This window comes from Paraburkholderia solisilvae (genome assembly GCF_902859875.1).
In the GTDB taxonomy this organism is placed as follows: Bacteria; Pseudomonadota; Gammaproteobacteria; order Burkholderiales; family Burkholderiaceae; genus Paraburkholderia; species Paraburkholderia solisilvae.
Genome location: NZ_CADIKF010000005.1, coordinates 66,681 through 86,863 on the forward strand (window position 1 = coordinate 66,681; position 20,183 = coordinate 86,863).

Consider the following 20,183-nt stretch of genomic DNA (forward strand, 5'->3'; position numbering starts at 1 on the left):
AGTCACGCGATCAGGTCAACGAAAAAAAACGAGCCGCCATCGAAGCGACTCGCTTTTTTTACACACACATGCACTGCCGCGCGACACAGCGTGGCGCGTTACATCGCTTAACCCCCGTCAGCCGAAATCCGCGCCGAATCGCTGACGAGCGGCCCGCCATACGGCAGGTCGATCGCCGGCGACGCATGACGTTCCGCATGCGCGCGCCGCATCGGCTTCAGCACGAAGATCGCGAGCAGTGCGGCAATGGCCGCCATGCCGGCCGCGAGCATAAAGACCGCATGCCAGCTACCAGTGGCCGCGGTAATCACGCTTGTGAACGGCACGAGCAGCGCGGCGGTGCCCTTCGCGGTGTACAGCAGGCCCGCATTCGTTGCCGCGAATTTCGGCCCGTACGTGTCGCCGCACGTCGCGGGGAACAGGCTATAGATCTCGCCCCACGCGAAGAACACGATGCCGGTCAGAATGACGAACGCAACCGGGCTGTGCCCGTAGTTGGACAGCGCGACGATGCCGACCGCCTCGATCGCGAACGCGACGAACATCGTGTTCTCGCGGCCGATGCGGTCCGACACCCAGCCGAAGAACGGCCGCGTCAAACCGTTGAGCACGCGGTCGATCGTCAGCGCGAAGGTGAGCGCCGGCAGCGTGAGACCGAGCAGCGAGACCGGCGAATCCTGCAAGCCGAAATCCTTGGCGATCGGGCCCAGTTGCGCGGTCGCCATCAGGCCGCCCGCGGCCATCATCACGAACATCAGGTACATGACCCAGAATATCGGCGAGCTCACCACTTCACGCGGCGTCGCGTTGTAGACCGCGCGCTTCACCGCGCCGGCCGCATTTTTCGCGGTCGCGAGCAGGCTTTGCGGCGGCGCGAGCAATGCCAGACCCAGCAGGAACACGACGATGCCCTGGCCGAGGCCGAACCACAGGAAGGTCGCTTCGTAGCCGCTGCTCTTGATCATGTGCGCGATCGGCACGACCGTCGCGGCCGAGCCCATCCCGAAGCCGGCCGCGGTGATGCCGGCCGCGAGTCCGCGCCGGGTGGGGAACCACTTGAGCGCATTGCCGACGCAGGTGCCGTACACCGCACCCGCGCCGATGCCGCCGACCGCCGCCGCGAGATACAGCACCGGCAGCGACGAAGCGAACGAATTGATGGTCCATGCGAGCGCGCACAGCGCGCCGCCGCCGACCACCACCGGCCGCGGTCCGAAGCGGTCGACCAGATAGCCTTCAACCGGCACGAGCCACGTTTCGGTGACGACGAAGATCGTGAAGGCGACCTGAATCGCCGCGCGCCCCCATTGATATTTCTCGTTGATCGGATTGACGAACAGGGTCCAGCCGTACTGCATGTTGGCGATCATCGCCATGCATATCACGCCGAATACGAGTTGCACCCATGGCGTCGCCATCCATGATGGCGTTTGTCCCTGCTGATCCGTACGCATCGCTGTCTCCTTTGATTTATGTGTGGGGAAAGGGAGGCGACCGGCTGTGTCGCCGCCTAACCCGATTCAAGCCGGTCATAAGTCGATACAGTATGTGATATATCAAGTAAGTCAAGCGAAAGGCATGACGGGGTTTTCACCAGGCAATCATTCGAAAGAAAGGAAAATGAAGGCAGTGCATAAATGCACGGTATTGAACAAAAAAAAGCCCGCCGGGTAAGGTCGGCGGGCTGAGAACATGCGGCGAGACAAAGCGGGTTCGCGACATGCGCTACCGTTATAGATGAAAGTTAAACGTAATGTAAAGTTTTTTGTTTGTATGGGTAAGTGCGGCGCCGCACAGGCGATCGGAGCATCGCGCGCTAGAGGGTTCGCGCGAGCGCGGACAACTGTTCGGCGAGTTCCGCCGGATGGGTCACATGCGGCGAGTGACTGGACGGCAGGGTATGAACCATGGTCCGGTTGCCCATTGCATCGTCGACGGCCGCGATCATGCGCTCTTGCGCAGCGGGCAGGACCGACTCGTCGTTGAGCGCGCGGAAGTAGTGTCGCGGCACGCTGCCGAAGCGCTCGCGGGTCATCGGCGATGGCGCGGTCAATACGGTGAGCGGTTCGTCGCAATGCATGTGTGCGAGATTTTCGTCGAGCATGGCGTCGTCGATCTGTCCGTAGAACGCGCGCTTCACGAGGTCGCGGTAGGCCGGATCCGGATTGTGCGGATCGATGCGCGCCGCGCCGGTTTTCTGCGGATCGCCTATCGCGAGCGCACCGATCAGCGAACCGCTCATGGTTGGATGCCGGCGCACCGCGCCCGGCAATTCGCCTGGCGGCAGCATATACGCGCTCAGATAAACGGCCGCGCTTACGAGTTCGGGACGCGACTCGGCGACCGCGGTCACGGTCAGTCCACCCATCGAATGACCGACCAGCACCACCGGCAAGCCAGTTTGCCGATGCATGTCCTCGATCCATCCGATGGCGGCCTGCGTGCGATCGGCCTGAGTGACGCCTGCGTTCGGCGAAGGCTCGGTGGCGAGCGCTGCTGCATCATGCGGTTGCCGCAGCGAGGCCGCGGGCGCTTTTGCATTGGCGCCGGCGCCAGGCAGGTCGTACGCACGTACGATATGTCCGTGCGCCTCGAGCAGCGGTATCAGATGACGCCAGGTGGCGGCGCCATGCCAGGCGCCATGAATAAGAAGGAAAGATGGTTTGTCGGCGGCCATATCGGGCAGATCCATAGGGTGGCAGATTTCATTGACATAACGGTTGATGCGCCAACCTATTCCATGCCGTGCCCGATGGCCGTTCACGATGCCGCGCTGCGCCGGACTGATCGGGCGTTCGGCGACGCCACGAAGCACGCATCGATTCCCGTAGCGACTTTCTATTCTTTCAATTGTTTCGGTGTAAGAAGTAGAACCTTACGTTGCGCATTCATGTTGCTCCGTGTACGCCGATCTTCTGCTAAGGTTCTTGCCCGCAGCGGGTATGGCGGCGCAGTACTGCGTCACGTCATGCACCGCATGCAACCGGCCGTCGACGCTGCTCACGCCATGCTTGCGCATGCTGCGTGTGCCTGTGTCTCGTGCGCCTCTCTCGCATCGTGCTGTACGTTTCGCTCACGCGCTCCTCGTCATGTCGATCAACAGCCTTCTGCAAAGCGCGTTTGACCATCACCGCGAAGGTCGTCTCGATCTCGCCGAAAATCTTTACCTCGAAATCATCAAGCAGGCGCCGACGCACTGGAGCGCACGCTTCAAGCTTGCAACGGTGTTGAGCCGGACCGGCCGCCACGACGCGGCGATCGGCTGGCTGATGCCGATGCTCGCCGAAGACCCCGATGAAAGCGTATCGCTGCACAAGGAACTCGGTTTTGCGCACGCGAGCGCCGGGCGCCCCGAACGCGCGCTCGAGCATTTCCGGAGCATTCTCGAGACGTTGCCGAACGATGCGGACACGCTGCACCTCGTGGCGAATTTCGCGCAATCGCTGCATCTGCAAGAAGAGGCCGACACGCATTACCGTCGCGCGCTCGAGCACAGGCTGCTCGTCACCGTGCCGGCAGTCGGCGGGCCGCCGGAATTCCGCGTGCTGTTCGTGTTCGCGCCCGGGCGTGGCAACACGCCGTTTGTTTATCTGATCGAAGGCGCGACGTTTGAAAGCAACGTGATCAACCTGCTGGAAGACTTCAAATATGACGACGACGCGTTGCGCAATGGCGGCGACATCGTCGTCAATCTGATTGCGGATGTCGACCAGGGCGGTCCGATCATCGCGTTTGCCGAGGAGATCATCGACCGTATCGGCAAACCGATCGTCAATCATCCGCGCAAGATTACCGGCACGGGACGCGAGTCGATCGCGAAGCTGATTGCGGATGTGCCAGGCTGCGTGGTGCCGCAAACCCGCCTGTACACCGCCGACGCATTGCGTGCGCTGCTGGCCGACGAAGCGGCGTTTCCGTGGGCGTTGCCGCTACTCGTGCGGCGTGCCGGCACGCATGGCGGCAGCGACTTCGAACAGGTGCATTACCTTTGGCAATTGCGCACCTTCGTCGAGCGGCAGGGCGACTGCGATTACTACCTGACGCCCTTTGTCGACTATCGCTCCGCCGACGGGCACTACCGGAAATATCGCTTCTTCTATGTGGACGGCGAGATCCTGCCGTATCACCTCGCGATTGGCGACCAGTGGAAAGTGCACCACGTGACGACCGCGATGGCGAATACGCCCTGGATGCAGGAAGAGGAACGGGCGTTTCTCGAGAACCCGTCGAGCGTATTCGGTGACGCGCAGTATGCGGCGCTGCGCGAGATCGGCGAGAAGATCGGCCTCGACTACTTCGGGATCGATTGCGCGCTCGATGTGCAAGGCAAGGTGGTCGTGTTCGAGGTCAACGCGTGCATGCTCGTGCACGGCGGCAACGAAGCCTTTCCGTACAAGACGGCCAGCGTCGAGCGGATCAAGCGCGCGTTTCATATGCTGCTGCGCCGCGTGGCGCTGCAGAAGGAAAAAGAAGCAGGGGCGGCAAGCGCCGCTTGATCAGACCTCGAGTGCGAGCGTCGCGAATGTCGCCAGCCAGTGTTCGCCCATGTAGTCGCCGGCGACGTGCGCCAGCGCGCTTTGCAGATGATGTTCGGCGGCATCGAGCAGCACGGCGCGGCGCGCGTCGGAGTCGGGCAGTGCGCTCGCAATCGATCGTTGACACCACGCGCGACTCAGGTTGAGGCCGTCAAGGTGCGCAATCTTGCCGTCGCTGCGATCGGACACCACCGCCGGCACGAACAGCGTGGCGGGCTCGCGTGAAGCAAGCGCGGGCAGAAAGCGGGCGAACCACACATCGAATTCGGCGGGCGCGAGCACACGCCGCATCAGTTCCGCTTCCATCAACGACGGCGACAGGAATTCATCGCCGCACGGCTCCCACGCCTGGCAACCGGCATCGTCGCCATACCAGCGCCGCGCGGTGTCGACGATCAACGTTTCGAGCGACTTGCGCGCTGACGCACGCGCAAAATCGAGCGCCAGCGCGAGTGCAAAGGCCGTGTTGAAATGCGTGCCGACCCGTAGCGGATAGGTGCATTTCGGCAGGAATGCTTCGAAGCGTTCGACAAACGCATCGGTCAATGGCGCGAGGGTCCTCGCCCAGCGAGCGGCCTGCGGCAGTGTCGAGGCATCGATTTGCGCCGCCAGCGCGAGCAGCCACGCCCATCCGTATGGGCGCTCGAAGCCGCGCTGATGCGGTGAATCCAGATACGCGCGCTCGCCCGCAACGTTCGCTTCGGTGAAGTGCGTATCGGCCACGTGCACGATGCAAGCGGCTTCCGGCAAGTCCGGAAAACGGTCGACGAGTCGCAACACCAGCCAGTAGCCGTGCACGCATGAATGCCAGTCGTAGCTGCCGTAGAAGATCGGATGCAGCGCGCGTGGGCTTTTGACATCCTGCGGTCCGGCAAGCGAATGCGTCAGCTTGTTCGGGTATTCGCGCGTCAGGTGTTGGAGCGCAAGGGCGGCGAATTTCGATGCGATGTCGGCGGTGAGTCGGGAGTTCATCGAGGTCTTTCGGGTGGAGGCGAGCCGTTAGGGGGAGGGCGCGACGTGTCTCGCGCGCGAGACACATTGACCGTCGCGCATTTGATCGCAAAGCGGTGACACGCTATCGCACGTCACGCCCTCGTCCGGCACCTGATCGTGATAGTTCACGCTTGAAGTGTAGCCTCCATGAAGGCGCTGCGACCAGAAGCAATGCGGCGCTTACGCCACCCCACACATGTAAATTTCGGCACTTCCTATGACAGGCGGACGGCGCCGCCGTTTGCGCTAGTCCGCAGCAGGGAAGTCGAGCGTGGTGTCGTTGATACGGTTAAACAGGTTGGTGAAGACGATGGCGGCGACGGCCATTGTGAGATCGACGATCTGCTCGTCGGTGACGCCGGCCTCTTTGACTACCGCGACCACATCGGTTTGAACGGTACCGGTCGTGGTGAGCAGATGTCGCACAAACCAGGCCAACGTGTCATTGCGCGCATCGCCCGACGGCCGGATCTGACGCAACGCCAGAATGGCTTCACGGTCAAAGCCGAATTTTTGGGCAACCATTGTGTGTGCGGCGAGGCAATAGTCGCAGCCGGTGGTCTCGCTGACGACCAGTTTGACGACTTCAATATCGCGCGCGCTCAAGCTGCTCTTTTTCAGCGATGCCTCGAGATTCAGCAACGCCTCCAGCGCGACCGGACTATTGCCGCCGATGCCAACGTATGAATTCGGGACCTTGCCGACGGCCGCTTTGACACCTTTGAACAATTCAGCCGCGCGGCCGGTAGCTTCGGACAGCGCGATAGTATGGAGACGAGGCATGATGCTTTCCTTCGAGTGGTGGAAATAAGTGAATGACACGTGGTATGGCAGTAGCGTAGTAAACCTAAGCAGTTTCTCCGTCCGCTTCGAGGGCTACGGTTTGCTTGAGCACGAGTGGACGAGCGAGCAGAAATACGCCGACAAGCGCCGCGCTGCCGAGTGTGACGGCGAGCACGAAACGCCAGTCGGGCTGCAGCATGATCTGCGGCAAAAGGCCCACTGTCAGGGCGGGTGGAAAGTGGAGGCGCAGCGCACGCAACGTCACGATTCCGACCAGCAACGAAATGACGACTGACAGCGGGCCGGCGCCGAACCACACAAGCGCGGCGAGCCCCGCGCCGGCGGTGATCGTGCAGACAAGCGGCAAGGCAAGGGGCCGCTTCGCCCATGGACGGTTGTCAGCGTTGTTGAAGATCTCGAAGGCGAACATGACAAGCGGCGGAAACAGAATCAGCCGCAGACCGGTGACGGCGGCTAATCCGTACGCAAGGAGAAGAAACGCGAAGAAAATGAAAATGGGCAGCCGCTTTCTGACGCGTGGCGCACGCACAATTCCATCGGCTTGCGCTGCGATGTCGGGCGCGGGTGTTTGACGAACATCGCCCGAAGCCAGCATGCGGCCGTAAATTGTCGAGACGACAGCGAGAAGGGCCATCACGGCGGCGATGGAGACCGGGTACCACCAGCTCGTGATACCGAACGCGAGTGGCAGAAAGGCCGCGGAAATGGCGGGCATGATGGGCGAACGCATCAAACCGATGATGACTATTGCGCCGGCAATGGTCAGCATGACAGACCACAGGCTGTACACCATCGCTTGCGTGAGCGCGGTGCCCAGCGCCGCGGTCACCGCGGGAGTGATCGCCAGCATGACGGGCGAGCGCGCCCATGCTCCCGCGGGGCGCGTGAATACGTCATAACTCAACGCGGCCAGTTCGGGAAAAAGAACATAGAACGCGCCAGTCAGAAGTGCGACCTTTGCGACAACAGCCAGAAGGGCGATCGAAAGCACGGCCCCAAGGATCAAGGGGTCGGCAAACGTGCCGCGTCGATCGCGGTGTATGGACAGGCTCATCAGAAACGCACCTTCACGGCTTAACTGGCCTGATGATAGGGATTTCGGAACTGTGCGAATATTCCCCACACCTGCAACCCATCCTTGAGTAATTGCACAGATGTTCGATTGGGAAAATATTCGATACTTCCTGGCCGTCGCCCGCACCGGGACGTTGTCGGGCGCCGCCCGCAGCCTTAAGGTCGATCACGCGACGGTCAGTCGGCGTTTGAGCGCGCTGGAGGGCGAAATCAAGACCCGCTTGATCGAACGCCAGCCCAAGGCTTGCAAGCTCACGCCAATCGGCCAGCGCGTGCTCGAGTTGGCGCAGGAAATGGAAGAGGGCGCGTACGCGATTGAACGATTCCTCGACGCCAGCCGTTCGCCGTTGAGCGGCAAGGTCACGCTTAGCGCACCGCCGATGCTAGTGGCGAATTTTCTGGTGAAGCATCTGACAGTCTTTCGTCACGCCAATCCTGGCGTACAGCTGTCGGTTTCCGGCGAGACGCGGCAGGTTTCTCTCAGCCGACGCGAGGCGGATGTCGTTCTGAGACTGACTCGGCCCGAGGAACCCACCAGCGTCGTGCGGAAGTTGGGGCGCGTGACGTTTGGCCTGTACGCGAGCAAGGACTATCCGCATCTGCACGATCCGTCCGCCTGGGAGTTCATTGCTTATGACGCTGGCTTTGTGGGCGTGTCGCAGCAGAAGTGGTTGATGAACATAGCAGGGAAAAGGCCGATTGCCTGCGAAATCAGCGATATCAACGGGCATCTGGTAGCCGCTCGGGCAGGCGCCGGCGTGGCGGGTCTGCCCGATTTCCTGGCCGATACCGATGCGAAGCTGCAGCGGGTCCCGTACGATGGCGAAGCGTTTTCGCGCGATATCTGGATGGCGGTCCATGAAGACCTGCGCCGTTCGCCGCAAATACGGGCAGTCATGGACTTCCTGCTGAAAGTCGTAGCCGAAAATCCGGTCTTTGCGGATAACGGTTAGGACGCTTTGGACGTGTGACGGCTGATGTGCGAGACACCGATGAAAAATAATTAGGATGCCGGCTTATTGATTCAAAATATCGGCCGCACGTTCTGCTATCGCGATAACAGGTGCAGTCGTGTTGCCGCGTATGATGGACGGCATCACGGACGCGTCGACCACACGTAGTCCGTCCATGCCGAGCACTCGAAGTTGCGGATCGACCACTGTGCCGATAGCGCATGTGCCGACCGGATGATGCCCGGTTTCAATGTTCTCTTGCACGAACTTCCAGATATCCGTGGAATCAGGCGACTTTGGAATCAGGTATGGCGCACGCAGTCGGCCTCGCAACGAAGGCTGCTGGCAAACTTCAAGCGCCGTTCGAACGCCTTCCAGCGCAACCTTGCGATCTTCAATTTCCTGGAAATAGTTGAAAAGAATGCGAGGTTTCGCGTCCGGTCGGCTGGAGCGCAGCGACACACGGCCTCTACTCAACGGCTTCATAAGGTTCACAGCGATTCCGAGTCCCTCGTCGTGAGGCTTCATCAAGCCGGCGTTGCCGTACAGCGCCAGGCAGAAGTACAACTGGATGTCCGGAATAGACGCATGCCCCTGAGTCGAAAGAAAACCGCCTGCTTCCACGGCATTTGAAGTAAGCGGCCCTCTCCCCTCAGTCTGAAACTGTCGGAAATCTTCCGCGGTACCCGCGAAACTCAACGTACGTTCATCGGTCAGGTAGATGAGCCCGAGCATCGGATGATCCTGAAGACCCTCGCCGACCGGCAAATCGGCGACCACATTCAATCCCATCCCGGACAAATGAGCTGCCGGTCCGATTCCCGACAACATGAGAAGCTGAGGCGAGTTGTAACTTCCGGCCGACAGAATGACTTCGCGATCCGCACGATAGATCTCTTCGGCCCCGTCGCGATCGACCGCGACGCCGACCGCACGCATTCCGTCCAGGACCACCTTTGTGACTAGCGCGTTCGCTTTGACAGTCAGATTTTTCCGTTCGTGGGCGGGATGCAGATACGCGTGGGCCGCACTGCATCGCACGCCCCTGTGCTGCATCAATTGATAATAGCCGACGCCCATTTGTGACTGGCCGTTAAAGTCGTCGTTGCGTGGATGGCCGGCTTCGATGGCTGCATCGATAAACCAGTCGAACTCCGATAGACCGGACCGGCCATCCTGAACCGCCAAAGGACCGCCCCGGCCATGCCAGCGATCGTCCCATCGGTTGTTCCGTTCCGATTTGATGAAGTAGGGCAACAGTTCCTCATATGACCACCCGAACGCACCGGCTCGAGCCCATTCATCATAGTCAGCCGGGTTGCCTCGCAGGTATAGCATCGAGTTTATCGACGTGCTGCCCCCCAAGGTCTTTCCTCGCGGAACATAAATGCTTCGCCTATCCAACGCCGGCTCTGGTTCGCTGCAATAGTCCCAATCGAACTTCGTCTTGAAGAGTTGCATTGAGGCTAACGGGACATTGATTTCCGGCGCGTAATCGGAACTTCCTGCCTCGATCAGGAGAACGCTTACGTCCGCGCGCTCGCTGAGGCGCGCAGCCAGCACGCTACCGGCAGCGCCTCCTCCAACGACGATGTAGTCGAACACTTCGCTTGACACTGTCGGCACCTTTGAATGGTTGATCATCTTAAGCCTAGCAAAGACCTGATCAAGCTAACGTTAAACATGAGCACAGTGTTGAAGCCTTCCACACTTCTCGCTAAAGACAGCGCTTAGCCAGAAATTCGATAGTAAGAATCAAAAGAGAATGGTGGGTGTCATTTGGAAATCTGGTATCTACATTAGTCAAAATATTAAAAATATTCTTTCGTGCCATGCGCGTTACTTTCGCGATTCAGTCCTCCGTAGCGGACATGCTCCTCTTAAATTAGCAGCGGAGTTGGTTGGGTAACCTGAATTCAGGTGATTTTTCCCAATGCGGTTGAAACTGAAAGCCACCCGGTGGTGCAGGCGACCTTGAAGCGCGAAGAGTCGAGATGCTGGTGCGATTTGCGCGCGCGCTCGAATGGCTTGACAACGTACGCCGAAGACTTGACGACTCCGCTCGATAAGGCAGGCCAACTTCCTGTCGACATGAAGGCAGTCGGCCGCGAGGCATATGCACGAGCCGTGCGGGCTGGTGACGATCGAGGTACGTCTTGCGTAGCTTCTCGACCGGTCAACGTCGTGCCGCTTCAGAAAAGACGCTGAGTCTGATCGATGGTGTTGCTAACGTGCAAGAGGAGACCAATCAACTCATGCACCAACCACTTATGGAGTTATTCGATGTCGACAATCATTAAAAAGATCCGGGGCGGTGGCGTGCGTCCCGCAGCACCCTCGTTGAGGCATATTGTCAATGGCCTGATTGGCGGCGGGTTGGGCATAGGCATCGTTGCGGCCATTACGCGGTCTTACCACGTACCGCTTCTGATGGCGCCGCTCGGCGCTTCATGTTTTCTGCTTTTCGGTGCGCCTGATGCCCCGTTTGCGCAGCCCAGAAACGTTGTTTTCGGCCATCTGCTATCCAGCCTTGTCGGACTGGTCTTCCTCAAGTTCATCGGCGTCGGCCCAATAGCGATGGGCGTCGCGGTCGGCATAGCCATTGCGTTGATGCTGTACACGCGAGTCTCGCATCCGCCTGCTGGAGCGGATCCACTCGTCGTGATGATCGCGGGCAAACTGAGCTGGAGCTTTCTCGTGACCCCAGTATTGGCCAGCACCGTGATCCTCGTACTGGTCGCTCTGCTGGTCAATAACGTCGGCAAGGACAAATCCTGGCCGAAATACTGGTGCTGACCCGACCGCGGGTTTTGCACATGAGCCGTGACAGTTGCGCGATGACCGCCGCGGCACCCGTTCAACATTCTTCCCCGGTGTACTCCATGCACTATTCATCTCCATTCGGTCCGCGCGAGCGGCTACTCGACGCCGTCGACGAACTCCTCGATTCAGCGAGTATCAATGGGATGGGCGTCGACGCGATCGTACGCCACTCGGGCGCGGCCCGAAAAAGCCTCTATCGGCACTTCAAATCAAAGGACGAACTGTTCTCCACGGTGCTTCAGCGCAGAAGCGAAAGATGGATTGCGTGGTTCGAATGCAGCACGCTCGCGAGGAGTATCGTCGTATCCGAACAGCTGGTCGGCATGTTCGACGTCTTGTGCGATTGGCTTCACCGCGACGGTTTGAACGGATGCGCGCTACTGAACGCCGCAGCGGAAATGAGGAATACGTGTCGCGAGATCAAGCTCGTCACCCGCGCGCATAGCGCACGGCTGCTCGAATTCGTCGAACGCCTGTGCATCGCGAGTGGCGCAACCAACACGCACGCGCTTGCGCGCCAACTGCTCGTCCTGCTCGATGGAGCGATCACGCTGGCCATGGTGGAAGGAAACGCGGACGCCGCGACCGATGCGAAGGAAGTTGCCCGTGCACTCGTCGCCGGGACCGCTTGAAGCCATACGAACTTTCCCGACGAATGGCGCGAGATAGCTTCCCTGATTGGTTCACTGAAATACCTGCCGAACCATCCACCGAGCGAACTAACGATCGTTAGGGTAAACTGCGAACGTTGTCTGCCAGGTAGCTTTTCGGTATCTAGACTATAAGGAAACCGAAAGTAATCGCAGAAGGCTCTCCCACACAGCGACTACTCACCATTTTCATTAAGTAAGAGGAAATATGAAGGTTTTTTATGACAAGGACGCCGACCTCTCCCTGATCAAAGGCAAGCAGGTCACGATCATCGGCTACGGCTCGCAAGGCCATGCGCACGCACTGAACCTGAGGGACAGCGGCGTGAAGGTGACGGTCGGTCTGCGCAAGGGCGGCGCTTCGTGGAGCAAGGCCGAGAACGCGGGTCTGACCGTGAAGGAAGTGGCGGACGCCGTGAAGGGCGCCGACGTCGTGATGATGCTGCTGCCCGACGAGCAGATCGCTGAGGTGTACAGGAGCGAAGTGCACGCGAACATCAAGCAGGGCGCGGCGCTCGCTTTCGCACACGGCTTCAACGTGCACTACGGCCAGGTGATTCCGCGCGCGGATCTCGACGTGATCATGATCGCGCCGAAGGCGCCGGGTCACACGGTGCGCAGCACGTATTCGCAGGGCGGCGGCGTGCCGCATCTGGTCGCGGTGGCGCAGGACAAGTCGGGCGCGGCGCGCGATATCGCGCTGTCGTACGCGGCGGCCAACGGCGGCGGCCGTGCCGGCGTAATCGAGACGAACTTCCGCGAAGAAACGGAAACCGACCTGTTCGGCGAACAGGCGGTGCTGTGCGGCGGCACGGTGGACCTGATCAAAGCCGGCTTCGAGACGCTGGTCGAAGCGGGCTACGCGCCGGAAATGGCGTACTTCGAGTGCCTGCATGAACTGAAGCTGATCGTCGATCTGATCTACGAAGGCGGCATCGCGAACATGAACTACTCGATCTCGAACAACGCGGAGTACGGCGAGTACGTGACGGGTCCGCGCATCATCACGGAAGAAACGAAGAAGGTGATGAAGGATGTGCTGAAGGACATCCAGACCGGCGAGTACGCGAAGAGCTTCATCATCGAAAACCGCGCGGGCGCGCCGACGCTGCAGTCGCGCCGCCGACTGACGGCCGAGCACCAGATCGAACAGGTCGGTGCGAAGCTGCGCGCGATGATGCCGTGGATCGCGAAGAACAAGCTCGTCGATCAGTCGAAGAATTGATACGTTATCCGAAAGTTGGTGTGGCCCGGCCGATGTCATCTGTGCGACGTCGGTGCGGGCCTCCTGGACATGACGGGCATTTGAACGCGAACTGTGCGCGCGCTTAGCAAACGAATTCGACGAGAATAAACCGTACGGAGAGTATCTGAAGAAAGGCTATTGAAACAAAAAACAAGAATTGTCTGTTGATGGCGCCAATGGCAAGTGCGCTGCTTAGGCTAAAAACGATACCAAGTATCACATAGCCCCAAGCCAATATAAAATACAGACTGTCGACCCTGCCTGTGATTGCGAATGCCATAGACAGGACATAAAAAGTCACTGATACATTCAGCAAGCCATCACGGTACGGGTTCAGCCAGACACCGTCTTTAAGGGAATCGAGAGCAATCGTACGGTTCGATGCCCATTGCGCGTCCTTACGCATCGGGATGCCAAATATCAAGGTAAGCAAAAATCCAATCAGACTGCGCCCCCAGTGCCAGATCGACGTCCATGTCGCCAGAACAACGGCAGGCAGAAGAATTGAATGCTGGATATTCACCATCGTTCGCTATAGATGTCGCTTGAATGATAAAACAGCATCCTTGGAAATTTATTCCAGGTCGCAGATACCCACACGTTTTCGATCGATTACGTCTTGCTGTTTCGACTGGCTGGTGACATGAGGCGTCGCGCGACGTCCGCTGACGGCTCTGCGGTTCCTCCGCAGACATAGACATTGTCGACGTTGTCCGGATATATCTCGGAACGGAAAACGTCGGCTGGGAATTATATGATATGCATCATATTAGCGAACAAAAAAATTCCAAAGCTAGTCTCGCACAGTGACCGTGTCGTAGTCTGAGAGGTCGGCCGCGTCGGTATGCGTAAGGCCTTCGGGGCGCGCGTCGAATTGTGCCTGGGCCGCCAGTATCGACGGAAGCTGTTGCGCTGCCCATTGAGCGAGCACGCCAAGCGGCTCCGACATGCTCTTTCCAATTGCGGAGACGGAATACTCGACGCCTGGCGGAGCAGTTTCGACGATGCGTCGCGAGACCATGCCATTACGTTCCAGTCGGCGTAAGCTTTGAGTGAGCGCTTTCTGGGTGATACCGGATACTCGCCGCTTGAGTTCGTTAAAACGGAGCGGGCGGTCGCGAAGAGCCAGAAAGACAGTGAAAGTCCATTTATCGGCCAGTTGATCTAGAAGAACGCGACATGCGTCCACATCGGAAGAATTAACTTGCTCGAGCATACTGCAGTTCCGTTAAGGATACTTAGGATCGCGCTAATCATTTTCAGACAACACACCAGACCGTACTATAGCGTTCGTCATGTATGTACGTCGTATTGCCGCGCATTATTTGCTCCGGGAAGACGGTAAATTTATTTTGACCAAAGCGTATTCCCGATGCTGGTTCAAGGAACGTATCGTGTTGCCTGGTATCTTTTAAGATACCAAGTTTTTGAGCCCTGAGCGTTAGAGATCGGGTGTTTGCTTCCCGTCCTGCTTTGCCTGACAGAAAGTGATGCTAAAGAAATTATGGAAATGAATCGTGCTCAATTGGCGAACTCATTTTGCCGTGGCAAATATCACGTCATCGCCGGGTCCGTCTTCGCGTTGATTTCCGGATGCAGATTTCGTACCGCGCTGACCGATTCAAGCAACGAAGCCAGATGAAGGACGGTCGAATCGGCGTACCACCGTGAAACCAGTTGAACACCGATCGGCAGGTTATCGTCGCTCGTTCCGAAGCGCAGCGACAACGCGGGCAGCCCCGTCAGATTGAACGGGACGGTGGCTCGCACCATATGCCAGGCGGGTACAGTGACACCATTGATCACATACTCGGAGAGACCGTGTATCGGCGCATGAATAGGGGTCACCGGGCAAAGGAAGGCGTCATAGCGTTGGAAAAACCCGGCGAACACGTCGCGGAAGCGCTCTGCAGCTTGCTCGGCTGTAACATATTCCTGCTGGGACGGATCGGGAACCTTGAGGTACGCTGCAACGTTCCTCGAAAGGAGCGATTGGCGGTCTCCAACATAGTGCGCAAAATAGGATTTCCGCTCCGGAACACTGACTTTGGAGTAGATTTCCAGACTATTGAGCTGCTCGAGGGCTGGCAGTCGAACTTCTTCGACAAGGCAACCCAAATCTCGCAACGCATACGCTGCAGCCTTGACAGTAGCGGCAACGTCAGACGCAACCGGGCCAAATCCTGGCTCTGCCAACCATCCGACTCGCAACGGGCGATCGGACTTACGCTGCACGTACGCGTCCATGTCCAACGGGCTCTGCGCGTATCCATCGACGCCGTCTGGGCCTGCAAGGATCGAGTAAGCCAACACGATGTCTCTCACGCTTCGGGCTAACGGGCCGACGTGCCAGTATCGGCGCGGGACTTGCGGCCAGTGTCCGGTTGTTGGAATGCGTCCGTGCGTCGGCTTGAATCCTACGATTCCGGTATGGGCGGCAGGTCCGCGGATCGAGATACCAACGTCGCTGCCAAATCCGAGCGGCGACATGCCCGCGGCGATCGCGGCCGCTTCTCCTCCGCTCGATCCGCCTGGCGTGTGATCGATATTCCACGGATTATTGGTTCTTCCGGTCAAGACATTGTCGGTCTCGATACCGAATGAAAATTCGGGAAGATTGGTCTTCGCCATCAGGATCGCGCCAGCCGACTTCAGGCGTGCGACACCTGTTGCGTCCGTGCCGGGAATGCGTCCTTTGAAGATATGTGAGCCACGTTGCGTTAGAACGCCGGCCGTGTCGATCGCATCCTTGACGGTAAATGGCACACCATGAAGCGGGCCCAGTGCAGATCCGTTCATGACGGCCGCTTCCGCGATTTTGGCGTTCTCCAGTGCCTGCTCGCTTACGAGGGTGACAATTGCGTTCAACTTCGGGTTTACCGACGCTATTCGATCAAGATGCAATTGCATTACTTCGATAGGAGAGACCTGCCTGGATCGTATCAAGGCGGCAATCTCCGTTGCGTCCTTGTAGTGCATCGGCGGTTCCGCCGGCGGAATGCGTGTGTTTTCACGGCGATCGGGTTGTGACACAGTACGACTCCGATGGTCCTGGCTGTTTGACCCGGCGAAGGCGCTCTTCGAAGCGGCCAGGGTCGCGGCGACGGCGCCGACGGTCGCGAGAATATGCCGGCGAGTGACAGTCATCAGTTTTCCTCCAGGGAGAACGCGGTCGTTCCATCGACGAATGGGCCCTAAGCGCCCCATTCGCAAGTTTGTATGTGTATATACACGAATACACGCATCGCCTGCTTCAGGAGAGGTTGGTTAAACCTTGGCCGTGGCTGGCCGTACCTAGCGACGCGATCCATTTCACTGCACGTCGATGCACGAGGTCGTGTACCTACCTAACGTTAGGTTAGGTGAATGGTAGAGGCTGCCATTCAACTCGTCAACAACCATCGGTGCGGGATTACAGCCGGCGCTCAAAATGCTGGTCCGGCGATGATCCAGGGGGCACGTCGCGTGTCCGCGCAGCCAGGTTAGCGAAATTACGGGGTCGGGCGCTTCGCGCAATACCTCTGGTCTTCCGGGGTTCGCGGGCGGCTCACGACGTTGGCGTGGAGAATCGTGACATCTGGACCGATCGCTTACGAAAATTCAAGGAGAAAATCATGGCCGACGTGGGTACCGAGAAGGTATTTGAAAACGACAAGATCATCGTATGGGATCTCATTCTCGATCCAGGCGAAGAGACACCTGTACATACCCATATGCGTTCATACATGTGGTACGCCATTGAAGGCGCTCCGCTGCGCATCTACGACGAACACGGCAGCGACCTCGGCGTCTTCGAGGTATCGACGGGCGGGGTCTATTCCTTGCTGTGTGAAAACGGATACCTTGAAATACTGTCGAGTGTCGGCAAGGGGACCCGCGTTCCCGTCACTCACAAAGCGCGAAATGAGGGAGACAAGCGCTATCGCGAGATATTGGTGGAGTACAAGTAGCGCGTTCCTCGAACTCACGCCTGTCGCACGGGTTCAGATGCGTTGCATCGAGCGAGAGATTGCAAGAGGCCGCGCCGCCATAGGTATTCGCTGCAGGGACCCATCCACGAATCGGCGGCCGGTATCTAAAGAGCGAGCCTTATTTCGATGCGGCGGCGCGATCGTATTCGCGTGATCGAAGGGCGAATGTGGCGTGATCAGACATCCAGGCGCTCACCATCTTTGGCTATGGCTTCCGCCACCGCGTTGCGGTCGATCTTGGTCAGCGCATTGCGCGGCAGCTTGTCGATCATCGCCCAGATCTCGGGCACTTTATGGTCGGCCAGTCTCTTCTTCGCCGCCGCGAGGATTGGCGCGGCGTCCGCCCCGTCTTTCAGGACCAGCAGCGCGCCAACCCGTTGCCCGAGCACGGGATCGGGAAGACCCACAACCGCCACTTCGCGAACGTTCGGGTGATCCTGCAACACCGCTTCGACCTCGAGTGGGGATATTTTCGAGCCGCCGCGGACGATCAGATCCTTCTTGCGGCCTATGTACTGAACCTCGCGTTCGCCACTCACGCGTACAAGATCGCCGGAATGGAAGAAGCCATCCGGTAGCGAAGTGATGACGCCGGGGCTTTCCCAATAGCCCGGCGCGGTAGTGGGCGATCTCAGCCACATCTCGCCCGTTTCGCCGTCCGGCACAGGATTGCCCGCCTCATTCATGACGCGGAATTCGGCTTCCGGCACCAAGCCGAAATATGGACCGGCCCTTGTGCCAGGCGTGGATACGCCCGGTTCTTCGGTGGCTGCCCATATCGAGCGCAAATGCACGCCGAATTGCTCTTCGAACGATTCGGCGATTTCGGTCGCACACGTATCGCCGCCATACGTGCAGGCGCGCAGGCAGGCGACATCACGCGGCTTGAGTTTCTGTCGTTGCGCGAGGGCGGCATACATGAAGGGAAGGCCACCGATGCTGGTGCAGCGATGATGTTCGATTGCGTCGAGCACCATGTCCGGATCGAATCGTGGGATCAGCACCATCACGAAGTCCCGGATGAGCGAGATGATGGAAATGACCATACCGGAGGTGTGCATCAACGTAGCGACTACCGCAAACACCATTTCTCCCGCAGGCCCGCGCGCTGCCGCAACCGGGCCGAACGAGGCGAGGGTGCGATGAGTCCAGACCACGAGCTTGCCGCGCCCGCTTGTCGTGCCGGACGTCGCCAGCAAAACGGCCGCGGCATCAGGATCAGGGGCGGCAAAGAAGCGACGGGGTCGACCCGTTTCCATCAGCTCCACCCAGGTCCGTGCCTTGCCGATGGACCCGGTCGAGCCCACCACATAGCGTGCCGTGTCTGGCAGCAGGTCTTGTGGGACGTCGGCGAAATTCTCATACAGGTCGCCTTGTCCAAGGTAGATCGCAGGCGTCGTCCGCTCGATCCAGTGAGACAGCTCCGCAGTCTTGAAGCGCGTGTTGAGTGGTGTCGCGATCGCGCCGATGCGAAAACAGGCGAGGTAGGCGATCACGGCTTCCGCGATGTTCAGCATGTGAAGGGCGACGCGATCACCAGGCCGAACGCCGCGTGCGGCCAGCGCGGACGCCAGCCGGTCGCAATCCTCCAGCAGACGGGCGGGGGTCCAATGCCTGCTGCCGCAGATGAGGACCGTTTTGTCGGGCGCCACTCTGGCGCGTGCGGCGAGCGCCGCGAGGGGCGACGTCGACCTATTCGTCCCGGCAGTCATGCTGCTCCTTCGGTACTGCCTGCGCGATCAATCAGCTGTCCGGGAGCTGCGTTGCCCCGGTAACGGTGCGGACAACAGCGGTGGTCGATAGAGCGCATGCAGCGGTATCCGATCTCCGGAAAAATGATCTTTAGTAAAGCATAGGCGCGACGCTCATGGCAAAGCGTTCCAACGAAGTAGGCGTTCGAATTCCGACGCTGTACGGACTTTTTAGTCTGTCATCAGGTACGCGCAAGCGTTCGGCTAGAAGAGCTCGCGAACCCGGTGATACAACATGCCGGGTTCGAGTGCGGGAGCGCGCAAGTTCCGGCTGGGTTCCGGATTACTACCTGGTCCATTGCGCGATTGATTTAATGGCGAAACAACCGCAACGGACTTCGATGCTTGCGCGCGCAACTTCCTGTATTGCGCTGGCAAACCTGTTGCGGGTTGCATCGAATTTCTCCATTTTGAAAGAGGTCATATGCTGCCGTCTGTTCATCGCGAGTCCATACCGAGTACGCCCCATGTCGAGCAGGTTCCGGCCGAAGTGGTGCGACCAGGTCCTTCCGCAGAGGTGGTAAAGAAGGGCGGGTCTTCAGGTTCGACCGGCAAAGTGCGCATCGCTACACATCAGAACGGCAACCGTCCGCGTAGCGCGTCGGGTTCGACAGGCGCCCAGTCCAACTGGCCGCAAAGCTACGCATTAGCAAAATTACCGGACGAATACAGCCATTCGCCGACACCAGGCGTCATGGTCGATGCGAAAGGAAGAGAGTTTATTGTGAGCGGCGACCGTGGTTACCCGGTCAAGTACGACGCGTCCAATCGGACCTGGCGGATCTGGCAACCCGATAATCCCGCAAAGCCTGGAATTCCCGTTACACGAAGCGATGATGGAACCTGGCGCATCCATTCCGATGTCGGACTGAAGGGCGGCGGAGATACCCAGTCGCAACGGTTCAGCGAACTCACCAATCGCAAAGAGTCAGTTGAAGCCGAGATGCGTCGATGCCAGGACCGAATGATGCAGCTCGATCGGCGCTCTACAGACCTGGCACGCAGGTGCGACGAAATCGACCGCAGGGTCGCGGAACTCGAGCGCCGTTCGCATGGACCCGCGAGCGCAGAGATATTGTATGAAAGTGCCAGACTGAGGGCCGATGCACTGATGTTAAAGCGCGAAGAAGACGAGATCAATCGCGAAAGGAGTTCCGAATCGAGCAAATTCTCCTATGCGAATATCGAATTGCTGTCGATTAGAAGAGAACTGGACAGCATCAATCTGTCGCATTGGAGTTCGTGACGTCGGCGGGCATCGCCAATGTAATGCGATCCGGAATGCGAGCATGGCCATCAATACGCGCAGGCCTCAGTGCTCTACCTGGTGCATCACTTCGACACCGATTCCGTCGCCCGGAATTAAAGCAATCCGATGTCTGC

17 protein-coding genes are annotated in these 20,183 nt (G+C 59.1%); 7 read left to right on the plus strand and 10 right to left on the minus strand.

Features of this window, described 5'->3' with window-relative positions; translation table 11 throughout:
* Positions 1 to 107 precede the first annotated feature (107 nt).
* The gene (gene oxlT / locus HV675_RS05100) at positions 108 to 1,454 is read right to left on the minus strand and encodes an oxalate/formate MFS antiporter (RefSeq protein WP_175109702.1); all 1,347 of its coding nucleotides are present in this window, start codon (positions 1,452 to 1,454) and stop codon (positions 108 to 110) included.
* A gap of 362 nt (positions 1,455 to 1,816) precedes the next feature.
* The gene (locus HV675_RS05105; protein ID WP_175109703.1) at positions 1,817 to 2,692 is read right to left on the minus strand and encodes an alpha/beta fold hydrolase; all 876 of its coding nucleotides are present in this window, start codon (positions 2,690 to 2,692) and stop codon (positions 1,817 to 1,819) included.
* Positions 2,693 to 3,089: 397 nt separating this feature from the next.
* Between HV675_RS05105 and HV675_RS05110 the strand changes: the two genes are divergently transcribed.
* Positions 3,090 to 4,496 carry a tetratricopeptide repeat protein gene (locus HV675_RS05110; RefSeq protein ID WP_175109704.1) on the plus strand — a complete coding sequence of 469 codons (1,407 nt, stop codon included), beginning with the start codon at positions 3,090 to 3,092 and terminating at the stop codon, positions 4,494 to 4,496.
* Here HV675_RS05110 and HV675_RS05115 read toward each other — a convergent pair whose 3' ends face one another.
* From HV675_RS05115 to HV675_RS05125, 3 genes are all read right to left on the minus strand, one after another.
* Positions 4,497 to 5,507 carry a DUF2891 domain-containing protein gene (locus HV675_RS05115; RefSeq protein ID WP_175109705.1) on the minus strand — a complete coding sequence of 337 codons (1,011 nt, stop codon included), beginning with the start codon at positions 5,505 to 5,507 and terminating at the stop codon, positions 4,497 to 4,499.
* 267 nt (positions 5,508 to 5,774) lie between these two features.
* Positions 5,775 to 6,311 carry a carboxymuconolactone decarboxylase family protein gene (locus tag HV675_RS05120; protein WP_175109706.1) on the minus strand — a complete coding sequence of 179 codons (537 nt, stop codon included), beginning with the start codon at positions 6,309 to 6,311 and terminating at the stop codon, positions 5,775 to 5,777.
* 64 nt (positions 6,312 to 6,375) lie between these two features.
* Positions 6,376 to 7,386, minus strand: a complete 1,011-nt coding sequence (locus HV675_RS05125) for an HPP family protein (RefSeq protein ID WP_175109707.1) — start codon at positions 7,384 to 7,386, stop codon at positions 6,376 to 6,378.
* Between the two features lie 100 nt (positions 7,387 to 7,486).
* On the opposite strand from HV675_RS05125, the gene HV675_RS05130 reads away from it, so the two are divergent.
* Complete coding sequence (locus HV675_RS05130; RefSeq protein ID WP_175109708.1) at positions 7,487 to 8,359, plus strand: LysR family transcriptional regulator; 873 nt, start codon at positions 7,487 to 7,489, stop codon at positions 8,357 to 8,359.
* Positions 8,360 to 8,422: 63 nt separating this feature from the next.
* Here the strand turns inward: HV675_RS05130 and HV675_RS05135 are convergent, their stop codons facing one another.
* A complete protein-coding gene (locus HV675_RS05135) occupies positions 8,423 to 9,976 on the minus strand; it encodes a GMC family oxidoreductase (RefSeq protein ID WP_217478025.1) in 1,554 nt (517 codons plus the stop codon).
* 666 nt (positions 9,977 to 10,642) lie between these two features.
* On the opposite strand from HV675_RS05135, the gene HV675_RS05140 reads away from it, so the two are divergent.
* From HV675_RS05140 to ilvC, 3 genes are all read left to right on the plus strand, one after another.
* Positions 10,643 to 11,155, plus strand: coding sequence for an HPP family protein (locus tag HV675_RS05140; RefSeq protein ID WP_217478026.1), 513 nt, complete (start codon positions 10,643 to 10,645; stop codon positions 11,153 to 11,155).
* A gap of 86 nt (positions 11,156 to 11,241) precedes the next feature.
* Entirely contained in the window at positions 11,242 to 11,814 is a 573-nt protein-coding gene (locus tag HV675_RS05145; RefSeq protein ID WP_175109710.1) for a TetR/AcrR family transcriptional regulator, read from the plus strand.
* A 226-nt stretch (positions 11,815 to 12,040) separates the two neighbouring features.
* Entirely contained in the window at positions 12,041 to 13,057 is a 1,017-nt protein-coding gene (gene ilvC, locus HV675_RS05150) for a ketol-acid reductoisomerase (protein WP_175109711.1), read from the plus strand.
* 103 nt (positions 13,058 to 13,160) lie between these two features.
* Here the strand turns inward: ilvC and HV675_RS05155 are convergent, their stop codons facing one another.
* From HV675_RS05155 to HV675_RS05165, 3 genes are all read right to left on the minus strand, one after another.
* Positions 13,161 to 13,604 carry a hypothetical protein gene (locus tag HV675_RS05155; RefSeq protein ID WP_175109712.1) on the minus strand — a complete coding sequence of 148 codons (444 nt, stop codon included), beginning with the start codon at positions 13,602 to 13,604 and terminating at the stop codon, positions 13,161 to 13,163.
* A 267-nt stretch (positions 13,605 to 13,871) separates the two neighbouring features.
* Positions 13,872 to 14,294, minus strand: a complete 423-nt coding sequence (locus HV675_RS05160) for a winged helix-turn-helix transcriptional regulator (RefSeq protein ID WP_175109713.1) — start codon at positions 14,292 to 14,294, stop codon at positions 13,872 to 13,874.
* Between the two features lie 338 nt (positions 14,295 to 14,632).
* Complete coding sequence (locus tag HV675_RS05165; RefSeq protein WP_246270102.1) at positions 14,633 to 16,225, minus strand: amidase; 1,593 nt, start codon at positions 16,223 to 16,225, stop codon at positions 14,633 to 14,635.
* Between the two features lie 467 nt (positions 16,226 to 16,692).
* On the opposite strand from HV675_RS05165, the gene HV675_RS05170 reads away from it, so the two are divergent.
* Positions 16,693 to 17,028 (plus strand): hypothetical protein, encoded by a 336-nt coding sequence (locus HV675_RS05170; protein WP_175109714.1) that lies wholly within the window; start codon positions 16,693 to 16,695, stop codon positions 17,026 to 17,028.
* 197 nt (positions 17,029 to 17,225) lie between these two features.
* Here HV675_RS05170 and HV675_RS05175 read toward each other — a convergent pair whose 3' ends face one another.
* A complete protein-coding gene (locus HV675_RS05175; RefSeq protein WP_175109715.1) occupies positions 17,226 to 18,761 on the minus strand; it encodes a class I adenylate-forming enzyme family protein in 1,536 nt (511 codons plus the stop codon).
* A 463-nt stretch (positions 18,762 to 19,224) separates the two neighbouring features.
* Between HV675_RS05175 and HV675_RS05180 the strand changes: the two genes are divergently transcribed.
* A complete protein-coding gene (locus tag HV675_RS05180; RefSeq protein ID WP_175109716.1) occupies positions 19,225 to 20,046 on the plus strand; it encodes a hypothetical protein in 822 nt (273 codons plus the stop codon).
* Positions 20,047 to 20,183 lie beyond the last annotated feature (137 nt).

Bases quoted from the DNA above. Each gene is read 5' to 3' on its own strand.
- HV675_RS05145 (WP_175109710.1), top strand. From the start codon at position 11,242: ATGCACTATTCATCTCCATTCGGTCCGCGCGAGCGGCTACTCGACGCC.
- HV675_RS05170 (WP_175109714.1), top strand. From the start codon at position 16,693: ATGGCCGACGTGGGTACCGAGAAGGTATTTGAAAACGACAAGATCATC.
- HV675_RS05115 (WP_175109705.1), bottom strand. From the start codon at position 5,507: ATGAACTCCCGACTCACCGCCGACATCGCATCGAAATTCGCCGCCCTT.
- HV675_RS05180 (WP_175109716.1), top strand. From the start codon at position 19,225: ATGCTGCCGTCTGTTCATCGCGAGTCCATACCGAGTACGCCCCATGTC.
- HV675_RS05110 (WP_175109704.1), top strand. From the start codon at position 3,090: ATGTCGATCAACAGCCTTCTGCAAAGCGCGTTTGACCATCACCGCGAA.
- HV675_RS05175 (WP_175109715.1), bottom strand. From the start codon at position 18,761: ATGACTGCCGGGACGAATAGGTCGACGTCGCCCCTCGCGGCGCTCGCC.
- HV675_RS05160 (WP_175109713.1), bottom strand. From the start codon at position 14,294: ATGCTCGAGCAAGTTAATTCTTCCGATGTGGACGCATGTCGCGTTCTT.
- HV675_RS05125 (WP_175109707.1), bottom strand. From the start codon at position 7,386: ATGAGCCTGTCCATACACCGCGATCGACGCGGCACGTTTGCCGACCCC.
- HV675_RS05165 (WP_246270102.1), bottom strand. From the start codon at position 16,225: ATGACTGTCACTCGCCGGCATATTCTCGCGACCGTCGGCGCCGTCGCC.
- ilvC (WP_175109711.1), top strand. From the start codon at position 12,041: ATGAAGGTTTTTTATGACAAGGACGCCGACCTCTCCCTGATCAAAGGC.
- oxlT (WP_175109702.1), bottom strand. From the start codon at position 1,454: ATGCGTACGGATCAGCAGGGACAAACGCCATCATGGATGGCGACGCCA.
- HV675_RS05130 (WP_175109708.1), top strand. From the start codon at position 7,487: ATGTTCGATTGGGAAAATATTCGATACTTCCTGGCCGTCGCCCGCACC.
- HV675_RS05140 (WP_217478026.1), top strand. From the start codon at position 10,643: ATGTCGACAATCATTAAAAAGATCCGGGGCGGTGGCGTGCGTCCCGCA.
- HV675_RS05105 (WP_175109703.1), bottom strand. From the start codon at position 2,692: ATGGATCTGCCCGATATGGCCGCCGACAAACCATCTTTCCTTCTTATT.
- HV675_RS05155 (WP_175109712.1), bottom strand. From the start codon at position 13,604: ATGGTGAATATCCAGCATTCAATTCTTCTGCCTGCCGTTGTTCTGGCG.
- HV675_RS05120 (WP_175109706.1), bottom strand. From the start codon at position 6,311: ATGCCTCGTCTCCATACTATCGCGCTGTCCGAAGCTACCGGCCGCGCG.